The 21,964-nt window shown below is 43.0% G+C and carries 19 protein-coding genes and 1 pseudogene; 17 read left to right on the plus strand and 3 right to left on the minus strand.

Annotated features, from left to right (window positions below):
- Positions 1 to 309 precede the first annotated feature (309 nt).
- From KNL20_RS06390 to KNL20_RS06405, 3 genes are all read left to right on the plus strand, one after another.
- A complete protein-coding gene (locus KNL20_RS06390) occupies positions 310 to 1,479 on the plus strand; it encodes an ROK family protein (RefSeq protein ID WP_230399773.1) in 1,170 nt (389 codons plus the stop codon).
- Between the two features lie 68 nt (positions 1,480 to 1,547).
- Positions 1,548 to 1,943 (plus strand): RrF2 family transcriptional regulator, encoded by a 396-nt coding sequence (locus KNL20_RS06395; RefSeq protein WP_230399774.1) that lies wholly within the window; start codon positions 1,548 to 1,550, stop codon positions 1,941 to 1,943.
- A 436-nt stretch (positions 1,944 to 2,379) separates the two neighbouring features.
- Positions 2,380 to 3,438 carry a M23 family metallopeptidase gene (locus KNL20_RS06405; RefSeq protein ID WP_230399775.1) on the plus strand — a complete coding sequence of 353 codons (1,059 nt, stop codon included), beginning with the start codon at positions 2,380 to 2,382 and terminating at the stop codon, positions 3,436 to 3,438.
- A gap of 77 nt (positions 3,439 to 3,515) precedes the next feature.
- On the opposite strand, the gene hcp is transcribed toward KNL20_RS06405, so the two are convergent.
- Genes hcp through KNL20_RS06420 form a run of 3 tightly spaced genes read right to left on the minus strand, consistent with a single transcriptional unit; the run spans position 3,516 to position 6,196 of the window.
- Positions 3,516 to 5,078, minus strand: a complete 1,563-nt coding sequence (hcp, locus tag KNL20_RS06410) for a hydroxylamine reductase (protein WP_230399776.1) — start codon at positions 5,076 to 5,078, stop codon at positions 3,516 to 3,518.
- A gap of 30 nt (positions 5,079 to 5,108) precedes the next feature.
- A complete protein-coding gene (locus KNL20_RS06415; RefSeq protein WP_230399777.1) occupies positions 5,109 to 5,477 on the minus strand; it encodes a cupin domain-containing protein in 369 nt (122 codons plus the stop codon).
- A 23-nt stretch (positions 5,478 to 5,500) separates the two neighbouring features.
- On the minus strand, positions 5,501 to 6,196 hold the full coding sequence (locus KNL20_RS06420; RefSeq protein WP_230399778.1) for an ATP-binding protein: 696 nt from the start codon (positions 6,194 to 6,196) through the stop codon (positions 5,501 to 5,503).
- A 104-nt stretch (positions 6,197 to 6,300) separates the two neighbouring features.
- On the opposite strand from KNL20_RS06420, the gene KNL20_RS06425 reads away from it, so the two are divergent.
- The 14 genes and pseudogenes from KNL20_RS06425 (at position 6,301) to hemZ (ending at position 21,948) form a co-directional block, all read left to right on the plus strand.
- Entirely contained in the window at positions 6,301 to 6,969 is a 669-nt protein-coding gene (locus KNL20_RS06425; protein WP_230399779.1) for a Crp/Fnr family transcriptional regulator, read from the plus strand.
- A gap of 339 nt (positions 6,970 to 7,308) precedes the next feature.
- On the plus strand, positions 7,309 to 8,097 hold the full coding sequence (locus KNL20_RS06430) for a threonine/serine exporter family protein (protein WP_230399780.1): 789 nt from the start codon (positions 7,309 to 7,311) through the stop codon (positions 8,095 to 8,097).
- Complete coding sequence (locus tag KNL20_RS06435; RefSeq protein WP_230399781.1) at positions 8,094 to 8,540, plus strand: threonine/serine exporter family protein; 447 nt, start codon at positions 8,094 to 8,096, stop codon at positions 8,538 to 8,540. The genes KNL20_RS06430 and KNL20_RS06435 overlap by 4 nt, the downstream gene beginning before the upstream one ends.
- 28 nt (positions 8,541 to 8,568) lie before the next feature.
- Positions 8,569 to 9,204 (plus strand): helix-turn-helix transcriptional regulator, encoded by a 636-nt coding sequence (locus KNL20_RS06440; protein WP_230400051.1) that lies wholly within the window; start codon positions 8,569 to 8,571, stop codon positions 9,202 to 9,204.
- A 99-nt stretch (positions 9,205 to 9,303) separates the two neighbouring features.
- Positions 9,304 to 11,151, plus strand: coding sequence for an ATP-dependent zinc metalloprotease FtsH (ftsH, locus tag KNL20_RS06445; RefSeq protein WP_230399782.1), 1,848 nt, complete (start codon positions 9,304 to 9,306; stop codon positions 11,149 to 11,151).
- 241 nt (positions 11,152 to 11,392) lie between these two features.
- A complete protein-coding gene (locus tag KNL20_RS06450) occupies positions 11,393 to 12,769 on the plus strand; it encodes an MSCRAMM family adhesin (protein WP_230400136.1) in 1,377 nt (458 codons plus the stop codon).
- Positions 12,770 to 12,823: 54 nt separating this feature from the next.
- A complete protein-coding gene (locus KNL20_RS06455) occupies positions 12,824 to 13,198 on the plus strand; it encodes a TIGR04086 family membrane protein (RefSeq protein WP_230399783.1) in 375 nt (124 codons plus the stop codon).
- A 126-nt stretch (positions 13,199 to 13,324) separates the two neighbouring features.
- On the plus strand, positions 13,325 to 13,468 hold the full coding sequence (gene scfA, locus KNL20_RS06460) for a six-cysteine ranthipeptide SCIFF (protein WP_230399784.1): 144 nt from the start codon (positions 13,325 to 13,327) through the stop codon (positions 13,466 to 13,468).
- An 89-nt stretch (positions 13,469 to 13,557) separates the two neighbouring features.
- The gene (gene scfB / locus KNL20_RS06465; RefSeq protein ID WP_230399785.1) at positions 13,558 to 14,916 is read left to right on the plus strand and encodes a thioether cross-link-forming SCIFF peptide maturase; all 1,359 of its coding nucleotides are present in this window, start codon (positions 13,558 to 13,560) and stop codon (positions 14,914 to 14,916) included.
- 153 nt (positions 14,917 to 15,069) lie between these two features.
- The gene (gene recJ, locus KNL20_RS06470; RefSeq protein WP_230399786.1) at positions 15,070 to 16,785 is read left to right on the plus strand and encodes a single-stranded-DNA-specific exonuclease RecJ; all 1,716 of its coding nucleotides are present in this window, start codon (positions 15,070 to 15,072) and stop codon (positions 16,783 to 16,785) included.
- A 73-nt stretch (positions 16,786 to 16,858) separates the two neighbouring features.
- Positions 16,859 to 17,382: pseudogene (locus KNL20_RS16255) on the plus strand (adenine phosphoribosyltransferase).
- A gap of 160 nt (positions 17,383 to 17,542) precedes the next feature.
- Entirely contained in the window at positions 17,543 to 19,852 is a 2,310-nt protein-coding gene (locus KNL20_RS06480; RefSeq protein ID WP_230399787.1) for a RelA/SpoT family protein, read from the plus strand.
- A gap of 4 nt (positions 19,853 to 19,856) precedes the next feature.
- Positions 19,857 to 20,486, plus strand: coding sequence for an MBL fold metallo-hydrolase (locus KNL20_RS06485; RefSeq protein WP_230399788.1), 630 nt, complete (start codon positions 19,857 to 19,859; stop codon positions 20,484 to 20,486).
- 1 nt (position 20,487) lies between these two features.
- Entirely contained in the window at positions 20,488 to 21,948 is a 1,461-nt protein-coding gene (gene hemZ / locus KNL20_RS06490) for a coproporphyrinogen dehydrogenase HemZ (protein ID WP_230400052.1), read from the plus strand.
- Positions 21,949 to 21,964: the final 16 nt, after the last annotated feature.

A 21,964-nucleotide genomic window follows, 5' to 3' on the forward strand; every position in this document is an offset into this window, starting at 1 on the left:
TATGTTATAGTTCGGCTGGATTTTTAAACTAACGGCCGGACTGTAACATTTTTATTTTTATCTGGCTTTTAAAAGCATTATATTGTATAATAGTAAAGAATATATATGCATATTGAGATATGATTTATCTATAAGAACGTTCTCTGAACTTTTCTATTGGGTAAAAACCCTCCGGGGGATGCGTACTGCGAGGTAAGAGACAGATATCGCTATACGGCCGCCGCAGGCGTGAGTTTCGTAAGCGAAACTCTTTCTTTAATTTAAAATGTATTTATAGCGATATATGGAGGAAAGAATAAGGTGCCAGGAATGAGAAAGACAGGTGAGAACAGCCGTATTTCCAGTCAACATAACCGGGGTTTAATTTTAAGGCTTATTGCAACAGGAATGTGTCATTCCAGAATAGAACTGGCCAGGGAGACGGAGCTCACTAAAATGACTATAACCAATATTGTATCGGAATTTCGCCGGAATAATATTGTTGTGGAAACAGAGGAATGCCCAACAGATGTAAGAGGACGCAATCCAATTACAGTAGAGATTGCATCGGATGCACCCAAGATACTTGGCATATTAATCAGTACGGCATACTGTGAAGTTGTAATTTGCGATTTGCAGCTTCATATTCTGAAAAGAAAAAAGACAGAATGGAAAGAAGGGCTGACTGAAGATACGTTAATAGAGGATGTCTGTATTTTGACTGATTCCATGCTTCAAACCGATAATCGATTCTTTGGAATCGGAGTTGCGAGTATAGGTCCGCTTAATATCAATCAAGGTATGATTTTGGATCCACCGGATTTTTACGGAATACAGAATGTACAGATTGCAGAACGTCTGAAGGAGCGATATGCATATCCTGTATTTGTAGACCGTGACAGTAACAGTTCTGCTTTGGCAGAAGCGTTATATGGAGCCGGTAAGATGAATCATGATTTCATATATATGAGTATTGATGACAGGATTGGTTCCGGAGTAATTACTCAGGGAGATCTTTTCCGAAACAGCAAGGGGTATGCCCCGGAGATTGGGCATGTCTGCATCAGACCTCAAGGGGATAACTGCTTCTGCGGGAATCAGGGATGCCTGCAAAGTTATGCCGGCAGGGGGGTTATACTTAAAAAACTGCGGGAAGCTACAGGAAAGGATTTGTCATTTAAGGAATTTTGTGAACTCAGTTTTGATGAAACGGTTGATAGGATCCTTACAAAAATGATGGATGATCTCCTGATCGCACTGGTGAGCAGCATCAACATCCTTCATCCGGAAGCAGTGATTCTTGGTGATGATGGTGTTTACATCCCAGCTAAATATCTGAAGTATCTGGAGAAGCAGATCAATATGCATAAATTTTATCAGAATCGTACAGATATTAAGGTAAAACATGCAGGATTCCTGGCAGATGCAAAATTAGTTGGGGCTGCCTGCAACGTAGTTATGGAAGTATTTAAAGGGAAAGTATCCTTTCGTGTGAGGTGACGGAAGCCATTACACACATGAATATGCCGCTATACGAAAGTAATATATAAAAAGAGGTACAATATGTTATGCTGATTACAAGAGAAGTGGATTATGCCGTAAGGGTCTTACGGGTTCTGTCAGATGGGAATATCGCAAGTGTCCGGGAAATTTGTGACAAGGAAGATATAAGTATGTCCATCGCCTATAAAATTACAAGAAAGATGGAAAAAGCCGGAATTATTAAAAGCTATCGCGGCACCAATGGCGGATATGCTTTAAGAAAAAGTCTGGATCATGTCACATTGTATGATGTGATAGAAGTGGTTGATAAAGAGCTGCTGATTACAGAGTGCCTGCGGCATTCATATGATTGTTCCAGAAATCAGGAGGCAGATCCTTGTAAAGTACATATGGAGTTTTTGAGATTACAAAAGCTTTTAACTGACGAAATAAAGAGTAAACCTTTATCTATGATTTTTTAACCCATACTGTGAATTCCCTACCTCCGGGTGTACCGGAGGTAGGGCCTGGCACTTGGACTGCCTCCATTTGTAACAGGAAGTAAAGTTGCGGTAGAAGTATTGACAGAGGGCATGAAAGAACTGACAGGGGGTCAGGTCATAATTAATTCCGATGCAGTCGAGACGGCGGATATTCTGGAAAAGATTATTATGGAGAAGCGGGCTGCATTGAACATATAAAATATAAAATTTTTGAACTGTCATTTGCTGACTTCTATGGCATTACGGAGGATGAGCAATATAGCTATGCGATGAGATAAGAACCGGGACAGGTTTCATTCATGAGTTTTGAATGAGACCTGTCCCATCGTGAAATTCACAGGAAAAGAAAGTTCTATTCATAATATCTAATAAGATACGTAAATATAGAAAGAGGTTTCTATATTGGAGAAGCTGTTTGAAAATATTATTTGACAAGAAGAAAGTTATAGCAGTATCCGCGTGTGTCCTTTTAATCATTGTTGGTTTGTTACATGAAAATCTTGAACATATGGTACATACTGTAAACACCCCGGCCCAAGATCAGCCTTCAGAGCAGGAGAGTGAACAGAAAGATTACATAAAATGGGTAGATTTCAATGTAACATATCAGGCGCTGGAGGATGCGTATCAATGGGATGTGAAAACCCATGGACAGGATGTAGAATTGGACTGGATTTCGCTCCTTGCTTATCTTGCCTGCAGAAATGGAGGTGACTTCTCAGGCTATCGGTCTGCAGACATGAATACGATAGCAGAGGTGCTTATCAATAAGGAAAATACCCTGGAAGAGATGACAAGAGATAAAAAGTACTATAATTACTATCAGGAAGCCTATTCGGCAGTATTGGGCGGCATGGTAGGAGAATATGAGATACAGACGGAAAGTGAAAGCGGTGAGTTGGTTTGGGAAACAAAATATGGACTTAAAGCATTTTCACCAATTGCAAAGGGATTTGAATATTATGATTATGACGATTTTGGAAAGCCGAGGGCCTATGGGTATAGCAGACCCCACCTGGGGCATGATATGATGGGACAGATAGGTACGCCGATTATTGCTATTGAATCCGGATATGTGGAAGCCCTTGGCTGGAATCAGTATGGCGGGTGGAGAATAGGGATTAGAAGCTTTGATAAGAAGCGATATTATTACTACGCACACCTGAGACAAAACTTTCCTTATCATCAAAGCCTTAAAGAAGGAAGTAAGGTGCAGGCGGGCGATGTCATAGGTTATATGGGACACACTGGATACAGTTCCAAGGAAAATGTGAATAATATTAAAACAATCCATCTCCACTGGGGACTCCAGCTTATATTTGATGAATCTCAGAAAGAAGGAAATAATGAAATCTGGGTGGATTGTTATAATCTTACGAGATTTCTGACTAAGAATCGTTCCGAAACCTATAAAAACACAGAAACTAAAGATTATTACAGGGTATTCCAGATGGTCGACCATGCAAAGAATTAATATTTTGATTCCGATATGAAGTTTGTAAAAATCCCCGGGAAGAACTGGTATTTCAGTTCATTTCCCGGGGATTTCTATTATCCAAGAATCTTTTTCAAATCCTCTTCAGGGGTGCTGATTGGAGCTATGTTGAAGTTCTCTACAAGATAATTCAATACATTCGGAGATACAAATGCCGGAAGTGTAGGCCCGAGGAAAATATTTTTGATGCCTAGGTGGAGCAATGTCAGCAGGATGCAGACAGCTTTTTGCTCATACCAGGACAATACCATCGACAGTGGAAGATCGTTGACCCCGCAGCCAAAAGCCTCTGACAGAGCGATGGCAACTTTGATTGCACTGTAAGCATCGTTGCACTGACCCATATCCATGATACGTGGGAGCCCGCCAATTGTACCGAGATCTAAATCATTGAAGCGGTATTTCCCGCATGCTAAAGTCAGAATAATGCTGTCGGAAGGAGTCTGACTTACAAAGTCTGTGTAATAATTTCTGCCCGGACGTGCGCCATCGCATCCGCCAACCAGGAAGAAATGTTTAATATCTCCGGATTTTACCGCTTCCACAACTTTATCGGCAACAGAAAGAACGGTACCATGACCAAACCCGGTTGTAACCTCTTTGCCTCCATTGATACCGGTAAATTCGGTATCTTCTTTAAAACCGCCCAATTCCAGGGCTTTTTCAATGACAGGCGTGAAATCCTTATCTTCACCGATATGTACCAATTCAGGATAGGATACGACTTCTGTGGTGTATACGCGGTCAGCATAACTGGATTTTACAGGCATCAGACAGTTTGTGGTAAACAGGATTGGAGCTGGAAGGTTGGCGAATTCTTTTTGCTGATTCTGCCAGGCAGTTCCAAAATTTCCTTTTAGCTGGGGATACTGATTTAAAAGCGGATATCCATGTGCAGGCAGCATCTCACCATGCGTGTAGATGTTGATTCCTTTATCCTTCGTCTGTTCTAAAAGTAATTTTAAATCCAAAAGGTCGTGTCCGCTGATCACAATAAAAGGACCTTTTTCCACGGTAAGAGGAACGGTAGTCGGGATTGGTGTTCCGTAGGACTCTGTATTCGCTTTATCAAGAAGCTCCATACATTTCAGGTTTACAGCCCCTGTTTCCATAACAACAGGTAACAATTCTTCCATCGTATGCTCCGCACCTATCGTCTGCAATGCTTTGTAGAAAAACGCATTCACAGCTTCGTCAGTATATCCTAAAACCATGGCATGATAAGCGTAAGCAGCCATACCTTTAATACCAAACAAAATCAGAGATTTCAAAGAGCGAATATCCTCCTGAGCGTTCCAGATTTTATTCATATCATAATGAACGGGATTTGCGGCTGCATTCACAGTTGTTATTGCGTGATCTACTTTTTCTATCATCTCCTGAATAGTTTCTACATTAAAATTCACATTGGTAATTGTGGTGAAGAGACTGTCGAGGACCAGACGATCCATCTTGACATCCGGTTTCGCACCTGCATTTACAAGTTCAATTAATGCACCAAGCAGCTCATCCTGAAGATTGGCAACCTCCGAAGACTTGCCGCAGACACCGGCACCTCCTGTACAACCAGAACATTTTGCGGTCTGTTCGCATTGAAAACAAAACATTTTTTGATCCATTTCTTTCTCCTTTGCTGTTTTTATTTTATTTTAAAGAGTCTGTGATTTGTCCCTATTGTCTTCGAATGGGAAGACGACCAGCAGCAGCATCTTAAAGGACTCTTTTGCATAAACGGAATGTGGTTTCTTTGCAGGCATAATCAAGGTTTCCCCTTCGCTCAATACATATGCCTTTCCATCCACGGTTAACTCGCCCTGTCCCTCCAGGACGGTAACCATGGCATCTCCCTCTGAATCATGGGAGCTTATCTCTTCGCCCTTGTCAAAAGCAAATAGTGTAACGCTGACTGCCGGATTTTGGGCCAATGTTTTGCTGACTACCTGCCCCGGCTGGACAGATATCTGCTCACATAATGTTAAAACTTCTTCGTGATTCATGTTCTTAATAAATTCTTTCATAGCGAACCTCCTTGTTCTGAACTTTAATCCAAAATGCTGCCATCTGTTGAGATAGTTATCACCTGCCAGGGAATAAACTTGCCGCTGGCCTGCAGAGCAGCCTTTGCAGCGTGTTCGATTCCGCCACAGCAGGGGACCTCCATGCGGACGATGGTCAGACTTTTAATATTATTTTGACTGATGATATCAGTAAGCTTCTCACTGTAGTCTCCGTCATCAAGCTTGGGACATCCGATTAATGTGATTTTGTTATAGATGAAATCTTTATGGAAATCTGCATATGCATAAGCAGTACAGTCGGCTGCAATTAAAAGATTTGCATTCTCAAAGTAAGGTGAACTTACAGGTACTAATTTAATCTGTACCGGCCACTGACGCAGCTGCGAAACCTGTGCGGATGAGTGTTTGTCCGGGGCGGCCCGTTTAAATTCCATGGAGCGTGAACCCGGGCAGCCAAGTGCAGCCCCTTCCCTTTGCATCTTTTTCATCTGGTTTTGCAGTACGGCGTGTTCATCATATGCATCTGCTTCCCGTTCTATAAATGATATTGCATCCGCGGGACAGACCGGCAGGCAATTTCCAAGTCCGTCACAGTAATCATCACGCAGCAGCTTTGCCTTCCCGTCTTCCATTCCTATGGCACCCTCCTGACATGCAGCGGCACACAGACCGCAGCCATTACATCTATCTTCATCTATATGTATAATTTTTCTGATCATGTTGTCTGCCTCCTGTTTTCTTGACTTCCTGAAGTAATCATACTATAATCAATGCAATATGTATGTTGTTATTACAACTAAAAAATAAAAAAACAGGTGAAAATATGAATTATACATTTATTTCAAAAACAAAGATATTTCAAGGTCTGTCAGAGAAGGAGACAGAGGATGTTTTAGTGTGTATGCAGGCAAATACAAAAACATATAGAAAGGGAGAGATGATTTATCGTTCCGGCAGTATTGTAGATTCCATTGGGCTCGTTCTTTCCGGAAGTGTTAATATTGAGCAGAATGATGCCTGGGGTAATGTAAGCATACTTGATAACATAGGCAGGGGCAGGGTATTTGCAGAAGCCTATGTCTGCGCAGAAAAAGAAGTGCTGACGATTGATGTGGTTGCAGCAGAACAGAGTGAAATTTTATTTTTAAACCTGGATAAGGTTATAAGCATCTGCGGGAATACGTGCCCATTCCATGTAAAACTGGTGCGCAATATGTTGTCTGTCATGGCGTTTAAGAATCTGAATCTTTCACGAAAAATCAGCCATACAACTCCGAAATCCATTCGCGGAAAACTGTTATCCTATCTTTCTTATCAAGCCATGAGTCAGGGGAAATTTCAATTTGAAATCCCTTTTAACCGTCAGCAGCTGGCTGATTATCTTTGTGTGGACCGGAGTGCGATGTCGAATGAACTCAGTAAAATGCAAAAAGAAGGACTTCTTTCCTATAATAAGAATAGTTTTTGTCTGAAAGAGACATTTGAAGACTAATTTCGCGGATTTTCAACACCATGACTTTTTATATTTTTACAAAAACCTGCCACCTGACTGTTGACAATTTGAAGGGAAAATGCTATTATATGGATTGTACAAAAGAGAAAACACAAAGTTCAAAAGATAAATAATATAAGTTACAAAAGACAAACAATATTTATTCATTTAATCCTGTAAGATACGGATTTGTTAATTATCGCAGAGGGTTGCGCATACATAAGAGAAGCAGGTCGATTGAATATTGTATGATGATTTAGGAATTCCTTGGGAGGAGCAGCTTTTCTTCCCGGGGAATTTTTACTTTTTTCATTTCTTTAAATGGAGTATAATAGCTATATGAACAATAAGACAGATAATAAATTTTTAATGCAGACGGCAGTTCTGGCCGGTGAAATAATGCTTAAGAGCGGTGCAGAAACCTACCGGGTGGAAGATACCATGGCTCACATTTTAAGGAAATCCGATGCAGAGCATGTAGATCCTGTTGCGTTTAATACGGCGATTCTTGTAACACTCCAGGAAAAAGGACAGGAGCCCTTATCGATAATACGCAGAGTGAAGAGCAGGGGAACGAACATGTGCAATATTGTCCAGGTGAATGCTATTTCCAGAAGGTTCTGCAAGGACGAGATAAGTTTAAAGCAGACCTATGAAGAACTGACACAGATAAAAGGCAGGCAGTACAGCAGATTGGTTTACAATCTGGGAACAGTAGGTGTGGTCTTTGGATTTTCTCTTTTTTTTGGAGGGGCAGCTGTAGATGCGGGTGCGGCGCTGATTGTAGGCAGTGTCCTGGCGGCATTTATCACACTGGGTAAAAAGTTGAAGTTCAATGATTTCTTTTTGGACATCTTTTGTGGCATCGGAATTGCAGTTGTCAGCATATTACTGCAGAAATTTGTAATAAAGAATATGAATCTGGACACTATAATTATCAGTGCGATTATGCCGCTGGTTCCGGGTGTTGCAATTACAAATGCGATAAGGGATACTCTTCAGGGGGACAATCTTTCAGGTTCAGCCAGGATTTTAGAAGCATTTTTAAAGGCTGCGGCAATCGCAATCGGAGTGGGAATCGGAATGGCAGTCGGAACCGGGTTACTGGGAAGGGGTCTTTTACTATGATACTTAAGATACTTGGTGCTTTTATAGCAATTTTTTCATTTTCACTGCTGATAGAAATCCCAAGAAAATATCTGTTTCTTGCCGGTATTGTAGGAGCAATCGGGGGGATAGCTTTTGTTGCCTGTACGGATTTACTGCAGATGGGGACTGTTTTATCTTCTTTCTGGTCAGCATTTACTGTTGCACTGCTGTCCCATAGCTTTGCCAGAATTTTTAAAGCACCGGTCACCTTATTTTTGATCGCAGGAATTCTTCCCACCGTACCGGGGGCAGGCATGTATCGCATTGTATACTCCATGACATTGGAGGACACAGCTATGGCCGGATATTACCTGGTACAGACACTGGAAATCGCCGGTGTGATTGCGCTTGCCGTCTTTTTGATGGATTCTGTCTTCCGGGTATTTCAAAAGGGATGGAAACAGAATTCGTTAAAGTATTGATACAAAAGAATGAAGAATGGGGATTTAAATTATGTTAACACTTGATATTTTGAAAAAAGTTGCTCATGGCATTACAGAAAGTTTTGAAAAAGATTGTGAAGTGGTAATTCACGCATTCCACGATAAGGAATTTGAGGAATGCTCAATTGTCTATATTGAAAATGGAGAGGTTTCCGGTCGTAAAGAGGGAGATGGTCCGTCACAGATCGTACTTGAGGCTATAAAAAAAGCAGGGGATGAGATGAAAGACCAGTATTCTTATCTGACCAGAACACAGGATGGGAGAATCTTAAAATCCAGTTCAATCTTCATCCGTGATGACGACGAAGATATCACTTACATACTGGGAATTAATTATGATATCACTGCTATGATGACGGCCAGAAATACGCTGGATGCATTTATTAAGATGGAGGATGAGGAGAATAAACCCCATGGATTCATACCAAAGAATGTCAATGAACTCCTGGATGAACTGATTAAGCAGTCTGTTCAGCTGGTAGGTAAACCGGTTGCGTGGATGAATAAAGAGGAAAAAGTACAGGCAATTCAATTTCTCAACGATTCCGGAGCATTTTTAGTCACACGGTCCGCTGATAAAGTATCCGCTTATTTTGGAATATCCAAGTATACATTATATAGTTATATTAACGTTAATAAATAGTAGCACTGTGTCTAAACAATTTATAAAGTATCCCTAATTGATTGACTTATGCAGAAAAGATGCGTATAGTCATATTAAAACATGTAAGGAGGTAGAGGCATGAGAGAAGTGAAACCACCGAAAAAGCCGATGGCCTTTTACTATATTACTGCTATTGTTGTAATTCTGTTTTTGAATGCTCTTCTGTTCCCGAGTCTGCAGGAACGTAAGATAAAGGAAGTGGATTACGGTGTATTCAGGCAGATGATTGAAGATGGGGATATAGGCAAGGTACAGATTGAAAGCAATAAAATCACTTTTACAGATAAGTCAAATGATAATTATTACAAAACCGGAACGCTGAATGACCCGGATTTGATAAAGGATCTGACGGAGCAGGGAATTACCAGTTACGGAACACCTGTTGTGGAGAAGGCGTCACCGATTCTCACATTTATTATCTCCTGGGTGCTTCCCATCGTACTTATGATTGGCCTGGGGCAGCTTCTGACGAGACAGATGACGAAGAAGATGGGTGGCGGTATGGGGAACGCCATGAGCTTTGGAAAAAGCAATGCCAAAGTCTATGTACAGTCGGAAACAGGCATTAAGTTCCAGGATGTTGCAGGAGAGGACGAAGCGAAAGAGATTTTGCAGGAGATTGTGGATTTTCTTCATAACCCGCAAAAATACACGGAAATCGGCGCAAGGATGCCAAAAGGAGCATTGCTGGTAGGACCTCCCGGAACAGGTAAGACATTACTTGCAAAAGCTGTTGCAGGAGAGGCGAATGTTCCGTTTTTTTCTATTTCCGGTTCGGAATTTGTGGAAATGTTTGTAGGTATGGGTGCTGCAAAGGTTCGTGATTTATTCAATCAAGCCAATGAAAAAGCTCCTTGTATCGTCTTCATCGATGAAATCGACACGATTGGTAAAAAGCGTGACGGTGGTGGCTTCAGCGGTAATGATGAAAGAGAACAGACGTTGAATCAGCTGCTGACGGAGATGGATGGGTTTGATGGAAAAAAGGGAGTTGTTATTCTTGCGGCCACTAACCGCCCGGATTCGCTGGATCCGGCATTGCTTCGCCCCGGACGTTTTGACCGGAGGGTTCCCGTGGAGCTCCCTGATTTGAAAGGCCGCGGAGAGATACTGAAAGTTCATGCTAAGAACATCAAAATCAGTGATAATGTGGATTTTGAAGCGATTGGCAGAATGTCGCCCGGCGCCAGTGGTGCAGAGCTGGCAAATATGATCAACGAAGCCGCCCTGCGTGCGGTCCGTGACGGAAGAAAATTTGTTACACAGGCAGATCTGGAGGAGAGTGTTGAAATCGTAATAGCCGGATACCAGAAGAAAAATAAAATTCTCTCCAATAAAGAAAAATTGATTGTATCCTATCATGAGGTAGGACATGCCATAGTGGCTGCGCTGCAGACAGATTCTGCACCTGTTACCAAGATAACCATTATACCCAGGACTTCCGGAGCATTGGGTTATACAATGCAGGTGGATGAAGGTGAACAGAATCTGATGTCGAAGGAGGAGCTGGAAAACAAAATAGCTACATTTACAGGAGGCCGTGTGGCAGAAGAATTGGTTTTCCATTCTATTACAACAGGTGCTTCTAATGATATTGAACAGGCTACCAGGATGGCACGGGCCATGATTACCAGATATGGCATGAGCGATGATATCGGTATGGTGGCATTTGAGACGGTCAACAATCCTTATCTGGGAGGGGACACTACTTTGATGTGTTCGGAAAATACCTCGTCAGATATCGACAGGAAAGTAATTGCCGTAGTAAAGGCCGCTTACCAGAAAGCTGAGAAACTGCTTCAGGACAATATGCCAAAACTCCATGAGCTGGCAAAATACTTGTATGAAAAAGAGACCATAACGGGTGAGGAATTCATGGAGATTTTACAGCGGGAACCGGAAGCTCTGACCAATATAGACTCATAAGCTGGATGCATATGCAAAAGGAACTGCCGGCCGGCAGTTCCTTTTGCATGTTTTTTCTTACGAAGTCGTGCAAATCAAATAACAGTTCAGCCAGCAATCCGCAGGATTGAACTGTTACATTAAATTTAGGGGTGTCGAAAACTGGAATAATGTGTTATAATATGTCCACAAAGCATTTTTGTAACAAAAATGTAATAATTTACATAAGTTTGGAAGTATACATTTGAGGAGTTAAGGGATTATGAGAAATAAAAAGATGAGAAATACAAAAGCCGCCAGTGTGATCTTGGCATTGGTACTTACGATTTCCAACGTCTATCCGGTTATGGCAACTGCGAAATCAGTAGATAAAATTCAGGAACAGACACAGACTGTTCAGAAAGACTCTAAAGTTATATACTGGGATAAAAAGGATGGCAGAGATGACAATGACGGCAGTGTGGAGGACAAGGCTGTCAAAAGTCTGGAACGGGTTGTTAAACTGGTGGGCAGTAAAGGAATTGTCATAATTTGTGAGGAAACAAAGGTAACAGATGCAGAAAAACTGAAATTTCCTGTAGAAGTGCAAATATTTTCAGGCAAGGAGTATAAAAAATTACTGGAACAGCAAGGTGAGCCCGCTGAACCGACTCCTGTTCCTGAGCCGACACAGGGTATAACACCAACCCCGGAGGCAACGCCGACACCCGAGGCTGCACCGACGCCGGAAGTAAAACCAACACCTGAGGCTGCGCCGACTCCGGAAGGAAAGCCGACTCCTGGGGCAACACCAGCTCCGGAAGTAAAACCTGAGCCCGGAGCTGCACCAACTCCGGAACTGACTCCAACACCCGAGGTTACACAAACTCCGGAAACAACGCCAATTCCGGCAGATGGATCAGAGATTGAAACAGCAAAGGACAATTCAACGGACAAAAAAGTTGAAGCAGCTTTTGAAGAAAATACAGGGGTGGATGATGAGGCAGAAACGCCTCCGGAAGATGAAAAAAACTCTGTTAAAAAGGAGTCTGCTTTTTCGTCTGTATTAAGTCTGCGAAAAGATACGGTACTGAAAACAGCGGAGATTGAAACGCAGAAGGAAGATGCTTCTGAGCCTGCAGAGGAGAACAAAACTGCAGAAGATATAGCCATAAATACTACAATTGCTGCGAAAGATGCAGAAGCGACTCCGTTATCTGAATTGGCAGTGGCTGAAAATGATTCATCAGTAAAGCCTCGCTCTATTGGTAATACCATAGTAGGCGATATCGGCGATTTTTACGACAAGGCCGGAAGCAGTAAGAAGATAACGACAGCAAGCAATGAGGATACAGAAAGCGGTGCAGATATTCAAAGCAATACAAGTAATTCAGCAGCAAAAAAGAGCAGCTCGGCGAAGACAGTCACAAAGAGTAAGAGGGTAACTACACAGACACCGGTTAAGGCCTCCAGCATATCGAGAGGGTCTGTAAAGACAGGCGATACCACCCAGCTGTTTCCGCTTATCATTTCCTCTGTTATGGCTCTTTTGATGGGAGGAATTTTTACGGGTGTTAAGATGGAGAACAGACGTAATCGCATGAGAGCTGCCGTATCAGAGGAGTGGAATAAATTCCATGAAGACTGCAAGGACAGTTAATAGTTATAATAGAAGAGCCTTTTCCATATATTAGAGGTATGGGAGGGCTTTTTTATGGAACAGACACGGCCTGTAGTACAAAAGATTCTTCGCGTAACGAAAGCACTTCTGGCTGCATACATCCTTACGGCACTATGTCTGATTATACTGGCATTTTTACTTCTGAAGCTGGATTTGAGCGAAGCCGGTGTTCATGTAGGCATTATTGTGACCTATCTGCTGTCGTGCTTTGCCGGGGGATTTATACTTGGAAAAACCATGGGGACGAAAAAATATCTATGGGGGCTGGCTCTGGGAATTGCATATTTTCTGCTTGCATTTTTGATTTCTGCAATTGCGTTCCATGGAAACCCGTCGCTATGGAGCCATGTACTGACTACCATGCTGTTATGTATGGGAGGAGGCATGGCAGGAGGAATGATTTCGTAATCCAAGCTGCGTAACAGTTCAGCACTCATCAGCCCCCTGCCACATAAAGTGTGACAAAGTACTTTTAAATCTGAGAAGGCTATGTTATAATAATATTCGATACGAGCGAAAACAGGAGGATATACTATGATACATATTAAAACTTTGAATACGAAAAGTTTACAGAATACAGTGAAAAAGGGTGGCTGCGGTGAATGCCAGACATCTTGCCAGTCAGCCTGTAAGACATCCTGTACTGTAGGAAACCAGAGCTGCGAGAACAAGAACTGACAGGAGCTATAAGATGCTCTGCTGACGATGTTCCCAGGCCTGAGCATTCAGGTCATGGGAATTTTGTCGTGTATGAAGGGAGAATTTTTTTGATACACCAATATAAGAATAACGGATATAATATGGTCCTGGATGTCAACAGCGGATCTGTGCATGTTGTGGATGAGCTGGTTTATGACGTACTGGAGGAGATGCAGAAGTCTGATGAAGAGAAAAGTGTCTGCACCGCTTTACAGGACAAGTATCCGGTGAAAGATATAGAAGAAGCACTTAAAGAGTGCAGGGAACTAAAAAATCAGGGTATGCTTTTTACAGATGATATTTATGAGAACGCAATAGATGCTTTTAAAGACCGTCCAGTGGTAGTAAAAGCTTTGTGTCTGCATATCGCACATGATTGTAATCTGGCCTGTAGATATTGTTTTGCTGAAGAAGGCGAATATCATGGCAGGCGAGCATTGATGTCCTTTGAAGTGGGGAAAAAGGCATTGGATTATGTGATTGCTAATTCCGGAAGCCGTAAAAATCTGGAAGTGGACTTTTTCGGCGGAGAGCCTCTGATGAACTGGCAGGTTGTAAAGGATCTGGTAGCATATGGACGAGAGCAGGAAAAGATACATAACAAGTGTTTTCGATTTACACTTACGACCAACGGCCTGCTGCTGAATGATGAAATTATGGAATTTTGTAATAAAGAGATGGGGAATGTGGTGCTCAGTATTGACGGACGAAAAGAAGTTCACGATTTTATGAGACCATTTCGCAATGGCAAAGGCAGCTATGACCTGATCATACCTAAATTTCAGAAGTTTGCCGAAAGCCGGAACCAGGATAAGTATTATGTGAGAGGGACATTTACACATTATAATCTGGATTTCGCGCAGGATGTTCTTCATCTCGCAGATATGGGATTCAAGCAGATTTCTGTCGAGCCGGTGGTTGCACCGCCGGAAGCGGATTATGCAATCAGGGAAGAAGATCTGCCGCTGATTTTCGAACAGTATGACCTGTTGGCGCAGGAGATGATCAGAAGGGAAAAAGAGGGAAATGGATTCAACTTTTTTCATTTCATGATTGATTTAACCGGAGGTCCCTGTGTCTATAAACGGTTATCAGGCTGCGGTTCAGGTACAGAATATCTTGCGGTAACACCCTGGGGAGAGCTCTATCCCTGCCATCAGTTTGTCGGAACCGAAGATTTTCTTTTAGGAGATGTGGATACAGGAGTTGTAAAAGATGACCTGACCTGTAAATTCAAGCAGTGTAATGTCTATTCAAAAGAAGAATGTAAAAACTGCTTTGCAAGATTTTATTGCAGTGGCGGATGCGCGGCTAATGCCTATAATTTCCATAGCGATATTAATGCTGTTTATGAAATCGGATGTAAGATGCAGCAAAAGAGGGTTGAGTGTGCTCTTATGATAAAGGCCGCATTGGCAGAGGGTTGACAGCAGAAGCAATAAAGCCGGTTTATGGCTGAATTGTAATATGAATGCTCAGAGGGCGGCTGCATGTTTGCAGTCGTCCCTCTTGTTTTTGTAACAACCGCAGGCGTAAACCTCGTCTGCGAGATGTTTTCTCAGCAAAGTAAAGGAATACTTATGGAAAAATGGGTGGTAGCGGCGAAAAGAGCCGATTTTCAGAAAATAGGAAGAGAATTTCATATAGATCCTGTGATAGCAAGATTGATCCGAAACCGGGATGTGGTCGGATATGATGAAATCAACGTGTATCTTCATGGTAACCTAAACAATCTTCATGACCCTATGAGCTTAAAAGATATGAAGACAGCAGTAGAACTTCTGGTTGAAGCAATGAAAGGCAGAAAGAAAATTCGAATTATAGGAGACTATGATATTGACGGTATCATGTCTTCTTATATATTGCTTCAAGGGCTTAACAGGGTGGGCGCATTTGCTGATATACAGATACCGAACCGGATCACTGACGGTTATGGGCTGAATGAATCACTGGTCAGGGAGGCATACGAGGCAGGAACGGATTTGATTTTAACCTGTGACAATGGGATCGCGGCTGCAGACCAAATTTTGGTTGCCAGAAAGCTGGGGATGCAGGTAATAGTAACCGACCATCATGAGTTACCTTATGAGGAAGGTGCAGATGGAGAGAGAAACTTTCTTTTGCCGCCGGCGGATGCAGTTGTTAATCCCAAAAGGCAGGATTGTGAATATCCTTTTAAAGGAATGTGTGGCGCAGCGGTCGCATGGAAGCTGGTTTGTGCACTTTACAAACAGTATGATGTCCCGGATTCGGAAGCAGAGGATCTGTTGGAATATGTGGCTATAGCTACAATTGGAGATGTAATGGATCTGCAGGGTGAGAACCGCGTGTTGGTCAGGGAGGGGTTAAAGCACCTGCGTAATACAAAAAACAAAGGTCTGAAAGCACTAATGCGCGAAAATAATCTGGATCCCGATAGGATCAATGCATATCAGATTGGTTTCGTCCTCGGTCCCTGCCTGAATGCCAGTGGACGGCTGGATACGGCCATGCGGGCTCTTAAGATGCTGTGCGCCGGCGAAGAACAGCAGGCTGCTGCGCTTGCCGGGGACTTAAAGGCGTTGAATGAAAGCAGAAAAGATATGACGGTGAAGGGAACTGAAGAAGCGAAACAGATGGTGGAGGATTCCTCTCTTAAGGAAGACAGGGTACTCGTGGTATATTTGCCTGAGTGTCATGAAAGCCTGGCAGGGATTATAGCAGGCCGCCTTAGAGAATGCTATCATAAGCCGGCTTTCGTTCTTACGAAGACGGTGGAAGGACTGAAAGGAAGCGGACGTTCCATCGAGGCTTATTCGATGTATGAGGAGCTGTGCAAGTGTAAAGAATTGCTGACGAAGTTCGGAGGGCATCCGATGGCAGCGGGCATTTCACTGGAAGAGGAGAAGCTCCTGCTTTTCCGGAGAAAACTGAATGAGGTCTGTACTCTTGAAAAGGAGGACTTGGTCGAAAAGGTTGTGATTGACATGAGCATGCCCGTTTCTTATGTAAGCAAAAGGCTGGTGCAGCAGCTTGAATTGCTGCAGCCCTTTGGAAAAGGGAATACCAGGCCTTTATTTGCCGAAAAACAACTAAAGGTGACAGGTCTCCGGATTTTTGGGAAGAATAGAAATGTAGTCAAGATGCAGGTGATTGATACAAATGGATATGCCATGGACGCTGTATATTTTGGAGAAGCCGAAAACTTTGCCGCATATGCAAAGACTCATGCATTGATGGCGCTGACTTATTATCCTTCTATAAACAGCTATAGAGGCAGGGAAACCCTGCAGATCACTGTTATGAACTATCAATAAAGAGTGTTGCCTATGTTGAAAAAAAATGCTATAATTTAGAATATGATGTCAAAAAATAAAGAGGTATTTTCATATGAAAAAATTAGAAGACTACGTATTAAGCATTCCTGATTTTCCGGAGCCTGGAATCGTATTCCGGGATGTAACCAGTATCCTTCAGGACGCGGATGGACTTAAGCTGTCCATCGATGAACTGCAGAGGAATCTGGAGGGAGTGGATTTTGATGTGGTTGCCGGAACTGAGTCCCGCGGATTTATCTTCGGTGTACCAATCGCTTACAATCTCCATAAACCATTTGTTCCCATTCGAAAAAAGGAAAGCTTCCCCGGGAAACCATAAGCCGGACATATGAGCTTGAATATGGATCAGCCACCATAGAGATGCATAAGGATGCCATTTTGCCGGGACAGAAAGTAGTACTGGTAGATGATCTGATTGCAACCGGCGGAACAATTGAGGCATGTGTCAGGATGGTTGAGGAACAGGGTGCCAAAGTAGTTAAGATTCTGTTTTTGATGGAGCTTGCGGGATTAAAAGGCAGGGACCGGTTAAAAGGATATGATGTTGCCTCTGTTATACGCTATGATGGGAAATAAGACAGACTCTGAATTTGTAAATCGGCATTGTGTGGGAGGCAGTCTGATTTGCGGCTTGCTTTCGGCACAGTGCCTGTTTTAAATATCAAAGTATGCAGGAGAAACTGCCGCCGCAGGTTCTTTGTACATACTGGTGCAATCAACATAAGTGAGGAAATGTATGGACGCGGATGTAAAACTTACGGAGAAAGAAAAACTGAAAAAGGAAATCGAGGCAGTGGATGCAAACGTGAAAATCGTGGAGGATTTTACCAGCCCTGATAAGATATATCAGGAGCTTATTTCCAGTGTGAAAAAGTATCATCCTTCAACGGATATCACATTAGTTGACAAGGCATATAAAACTGCTTATGAGGCGCATAAAGATCAGAAAAGAAAATCCGGAGAGCCTTATATTATTCATCCTCTTTGTGTTGGTGTGATTCTGGCAGATCTGGAATTGGATAAGGAAACGATTGCTGCAGGTCTGCTCCACGATGTGGTGGAAGACACGATTATGACTGTAGATGAACTGAAGGCTGAATTCGGGGAAGAGGTTGCCCTGATTGTAGATGGCGTTACAAAGCTGGGCAGGCTTAGTTATTCGGCTGACAAGGTGGAAGAGCAGGCAGAGAATCTACGTAAGATGTTTCTGGCTATGGCAAAGGACATTAGAGTTATCCTGGTGAAGCTTGCGGATCGTCTGCATAACATGAGAACAGCCAAGTACTGGTCACCGGCGAAGCAAAAAGAGAAGGCCCGTGAAACCATGGATATCTATGCACCGATTGCACAGCGGCTTGGTATCTCTAAAATTAAAGTGGAGCTGGATGATCTGTCCTTAAAGTATCTGGAACCGGAAGCCTACTATGACCTTGTGCAAAAGGTAGATATGAAAAGAGGCGAGCGGCAGAACTTTGTGGATGCCATCGTGGAGGATGTGAAGTACCATGTAGAAGAAGCCGGGATTGAGGGGCAGGTCTCAGGCCGTATTAAGCATTTTTTCAGCATTTATAAAAAGATGGTAAATCAGCATAAGACACTGGATCAGATTTATGATCTGTTTGCCGTGCGTATTATTGTGGAAACTGTCAAGGACTGTTATGCTGCACTGGGCGTGATTCATGAGATGTATACACCGATTCCAGGGCGCTTTAAAGACTATATTGCGATGCCCAAACCCAATATGTATCAGTCCCTGCATACGACCCTGATCGGGCCCAACGGCCAGCCCTTTGAGATACAGATCCGCACATTCGAGATGCATAGAACCGCAGAATATGGTATTGCGGCCCACTGGAAATACAAAGAGTCATCGGATGGGAATGCTTCGGGTCCGGAGCAGGAGGAAGAAAAATTAAGCTGGCTGCGTCAGATTCTGGAGTGGCAGCAGGATATGTCCGATAATAAGGAATTCATGAGTCTTTTAAAAAGTGATCTGGACTTATTCGCGGATAATGTGTATTGTTTCAGCCCGGCTGGCGATGTAAAAACTCTGCCCAGTGGTTCATGTACCATTGATTTTGCATATACCGTTCATTCTGCAGTGGGGAATAAGATGGTGGGTGCCAGGGTAAATGGCAAACTGGTTCCGATTGAATATGAACTTCATAATGGGGATCGCGTGGAAATCATTACTTCACAGAATTCAAAAGGGCCAAGCCGGGACTGGCTGAAGATTGTCAAAAGTTCACAGGCGAAGAACCGGATCAATCAGTGGTTTAAAGCACAGCTGAAAGAAGATAATATCCTGAAGGGGAAAGAGATGCTCAGCAGTTATGCGAAGATCAAGGGTAAGAACCTTGGCATCTACCTGAAGCCCCGGTTTATGGAAGCTGTGATGCGCAAGTATGGATTCAGGGACTGGGAATCCGTACTTGCAGCTCTTGGGCACGGCGGCTTAAAAGAAGGACAGATTTTAAATAAGCTGATAGAAGTCTATGATAAAGAACATATGAATCATTTGACGGATCAGGAGGTACTGGAAAAATCGTCCTCTGCCGAAGACAGGTCCGAAGTTCCTGTTTCAAAATCAAAGGCAGGAATTGTGGTAAGAGGTATACACGATGTTGCAGTAAGATTTTCAAAGTGCTGTTCACCGATTCCGGGTGACGAAATCGTAGGTTTTGTTACCAGGGGACGGGGAATCACGATACACAGAACAGATTGTATCAATGTCTTAAATCTGCCGGAATCAGAGAGGGCCAGACTGATCGATGCGGAATGGGAATCGGAAAACCTGCAAGGACAGCTTTATACTGTTGAAATCAATGTATATGCCAATAACCGTACCGGCCTTCTGGTGGACCTTTCCAAACTGTTTATGGCACGAAAAGTGGACATCACAAGGATTAATGTCCGTACAAATAAACAGGGACTTGCAACCGTTGATATGACCTTTGATGTAAGAAGCAAAGAAGAGCTTAACGGCCTGGTTGAAAAAATTCGCCAGGTAGAAAGCGTGATTGATATAGAGCGTTCGAAAGGGTGAGAAGATGGCAGAGATTATGATTCGCAGCCTGGTTTTGGGTATGGTTGCGACAAATTGCTATTTTGTGATGAATCAGGAAACAAAAGAGATACTGCTGGTAGATCCGGCTGACAGTCCCGAGATAATTGACCGGCAGATATTGAAAATGGAAGGAAAGCCTGTAGGGATACTGCTGACCCATGGCCATTTTGATCATATGACAGCTGCCGTAAGTTGTCAGGAACGGTATGGAATACCAGTGTACGCACATATTCTGGAGCAGGAGGTTCTGGAAAATCCGGACTATAATCTGTCTGGAGCGTGGTCAGAGGCCCAGGGAATGAAGGCAGATCATCTGGTGGCGGATGGGGATGTACTTGAACTTGCCGGATTTGATATAGAAGTACTTCATACTCCGGGACATACGAAGGGCAGTGTCTGTTATTATCTGGTGAATGAATTTGTATTGTTTTCAGGGGATACTTTGTTTGAAAGGTCCTATGGCAGAACAGACCTGCCCACAGCAAGTATGCAGGATATGAGAACAAGTATTGCAAGGCTGCTGTCCTCTCTGCCGGATGAGACAGTGGTGTACCCGGGGCATGGTGAATCCACGAATATCCGCATGGAAAAGAGGTATAATCCACTTGCTTAGTATGCGTTTAAAACTGAATAAAAGAGAATTTGAATACGATATATATTCCTTAATCCGGGCCTTTTACCCAGGAAGCGAGATTAAGATATGGTATGAAGGGGAGGAGGAACCTGACGGGAATTATATATATGACTACCTGATGGAATATAGTGATGATTCAATTACATTTGCCATTATGGAAGGAGAACATGAAGTCAGCAGGAAGACAACGCGTATTCCGGAGGCAGAGGAACAGAAGGAACGCAAAAACCATGTGAAAAAGCTGGTTTATAAATCACTGGTTTCGCAGACAAAAAGGGAGCTGCCATGGGGAAATCTGACCGGAATCCGTCCGACTAAAATTCCGATGCATATGCTGGAGGAAGGAAAATCCAATGTAGAGATTGCCAGGTATATGCGGGACACCTATGGGACCAGTCCGGAAAAGACTGCACTTGCCATCACAATTGCCAACCGTGAAAGAGCCATCTTAAAAGAAATAAATTACGAAGAGGGTTACAGCCTGTATGTCGGGATTCCGTTTTGCCCTTCCATCTGTCTGTACTGTTCTTTCGGATCCCATGTGCTGAAAACATGGTCTCATATGGTAGAGCCTTATTTGGACGCACTGAAAAAAGAGTTGTCCTTTATAGCGGAACAGATGAAGGGACGCCCATTGGATACAATTTATATCGGAGGAGGAACTCCGACAACACTGGAGGCGGGTCAGATGGGTGCCCTTCTGGAACACATCTGCAGAGAATTCCCGGTCAACGGATTAAAAGAATTTACGGTTGAAGCAGGAAGACCGGATACGATTACAACCGCTAAGCTTGCTGTGCTTAAGGAGTTTCCGGTAACCCGTATCTCCATCAATCCACAGACCATGAATCAGGAAACCCTGGATCTGATCGGGAGAAAACATACGGTGGAGGAAATCACAGAAACGTTTAATACTGCACGAGACATGGGATTTGATAATATCAATATGGATTTGATAGTTGGGCTGCCGGGTGAGCATAAAGAGCAGGTAGCACATACTTTAGAACAAATGAAAATCATAGATCCTGACAGCCTGACTATACATTCACTGGCTTTAAAACGTGCGACCCGGTTAAATCTGTTTAAAGAGCAATACCAGGAGATTTCCTTTGAGAACAGTCAGGAAATCATGCAGATGACTGAAAACTGTTCCAGAGAGATGGGTATGAGTCCCTATTACCTGTATCGTCAGAAAAATATGGCCGGAAATTTTGAGAATGTAGGTTATGCCAAGCTCGACAAGGCGGGAATATACAACATACTGATTATGGAAGAAAAGCAGACGATTATGGCTGCAGGAGCGGGTGCGTCCAGCAAATTTGTCTTTCAGCATGGTGAACGTATTGAGCGTGCCGAGAATGTCAAGGATTTAAAGAGTTATGTGGAGAGAATTGATGAAATGCTGGAGCGAAAAAGAATTGGGGTTGAAAAATTCCTGTAAAGCCGGGAGGCACAAG

The sequence above is a fragment of the Novisyntrophococcus fermenticellae genome, assembly GCF_018866245.1.
Classification (GTDB): domain Bacteria; phylum Bacillota; class Clostridia; order Lachnospirales; family Lachnospiraceae; genus Novisyntrophococcus; species Novisyntrophococcus fermenticellae.

Bases quoted from the DNA above. Each gene is read 5' to 3' on its own strand.
- KNL20_RS06395 (WP_230399774.1), top strand. From the start codon at position 1,548: ATGCTGATTACAAGAGAAGTGGATTATGCCGTAAGGGTCTTACGGGTT.
- KNL20_RS06455 (WP_230399783.1), top strand. From the start codon at position 12,824: ATGGAACAGACACGGCCTGTAGTACAAAAGATTCTTCGCGTAACGAAA.
- KNL20_RS06425 (WP_230399779.1), top strand. From the start codon at position 6,301: ATGAATTATACATTTATTTCAAAAACAAAGATATTTCAAGGTCTGTCA.
- KNL20_RS06420 (WP_230399778.1), bottom strand. From the start codon at position 6,196: ATGATCAGAAAAATTATACATATAGATGAAGATAGATGTAATGGCTGC.
- KNL20_RS06415 (WP_230399777.1), bottom strand. From the start codon at position 5,477: ATGAAAGAATTTATTAAGAACATGAATCACGAAGAAGTTTTAACATTA.
- ftsH (WP_230399782.1), top strand. From the start codon at position 9,304: ATGAGAGAAGTGAAACCACCGAAAAAGCCGATGGCCTTTTACTATATT.
- KNL20_RS06430 (WP_230399780.1), top strand. From the start codon at position 7,309: ATGAACAATAAGACAGATAATAAATTTTTAATGCAGACGGCAGTTCTG.
- KNL20_RS06435 (WP_230399781.1), top strand. From the start codon at position 8,094: ATGATACTTAAGATACTTGGTGCTTTTATAGCAATTTTTTCATTTTCA.
- KNL20_RS06450 (WP_230400136.1), top strand. From the start codon at position 11,393: ATGAGAAATAAAAAGATGAGAAATACAAAAGCCGCCAGTGTGATCTTG.
- KNL20_RS06390 (WP_230399773.1), top strand. From the start codon at position 310: ATGAGAAAGACAGGTGAGAACAGCCGTATTTCCAGTCAACATAACCGG.
- hcp (WP_230399776.1), bottom strand. From the start codon at position 5,078: ATGGATCAAAAAATGTTTTGTTTTCAATGCGAACAGACCGCAAAATGT.
- recJ (WP_230399786.1), top strand. From the start codon at position 15,070: ATGGAAAAATGGGTGGTAGCGGCGAAAAGAGCCGATTTTCAGAAAATA.
- KNL20_RS06480 (WP_230399787.1), top strand. From the start codon at position 17,543: ATGGACGCGGATGTAAAACTTACGGAGAAAGAAAAACTGAAAAAGGAA.
- scfA (WP_230399784.1), top strand. From the start codon at position 13,325: ATGATACATATTAAAACTTTGAATACGAAAAGTTTACAGAATACAGTG.
- hemZ (WP_230400052.1), top strand. From the start codon at position 20,488: ATGCGTTTAAAACTGAATAAAAGAGAATTTGAATACGATATATATTCC.
- KNL20_RS06485 (WP_230399788.1), top strand. From the start codon at position 19,857: ATGGCAGAGATTATGATTCGCAGCCTGGTTTTGGGTATGGTTGCGACA.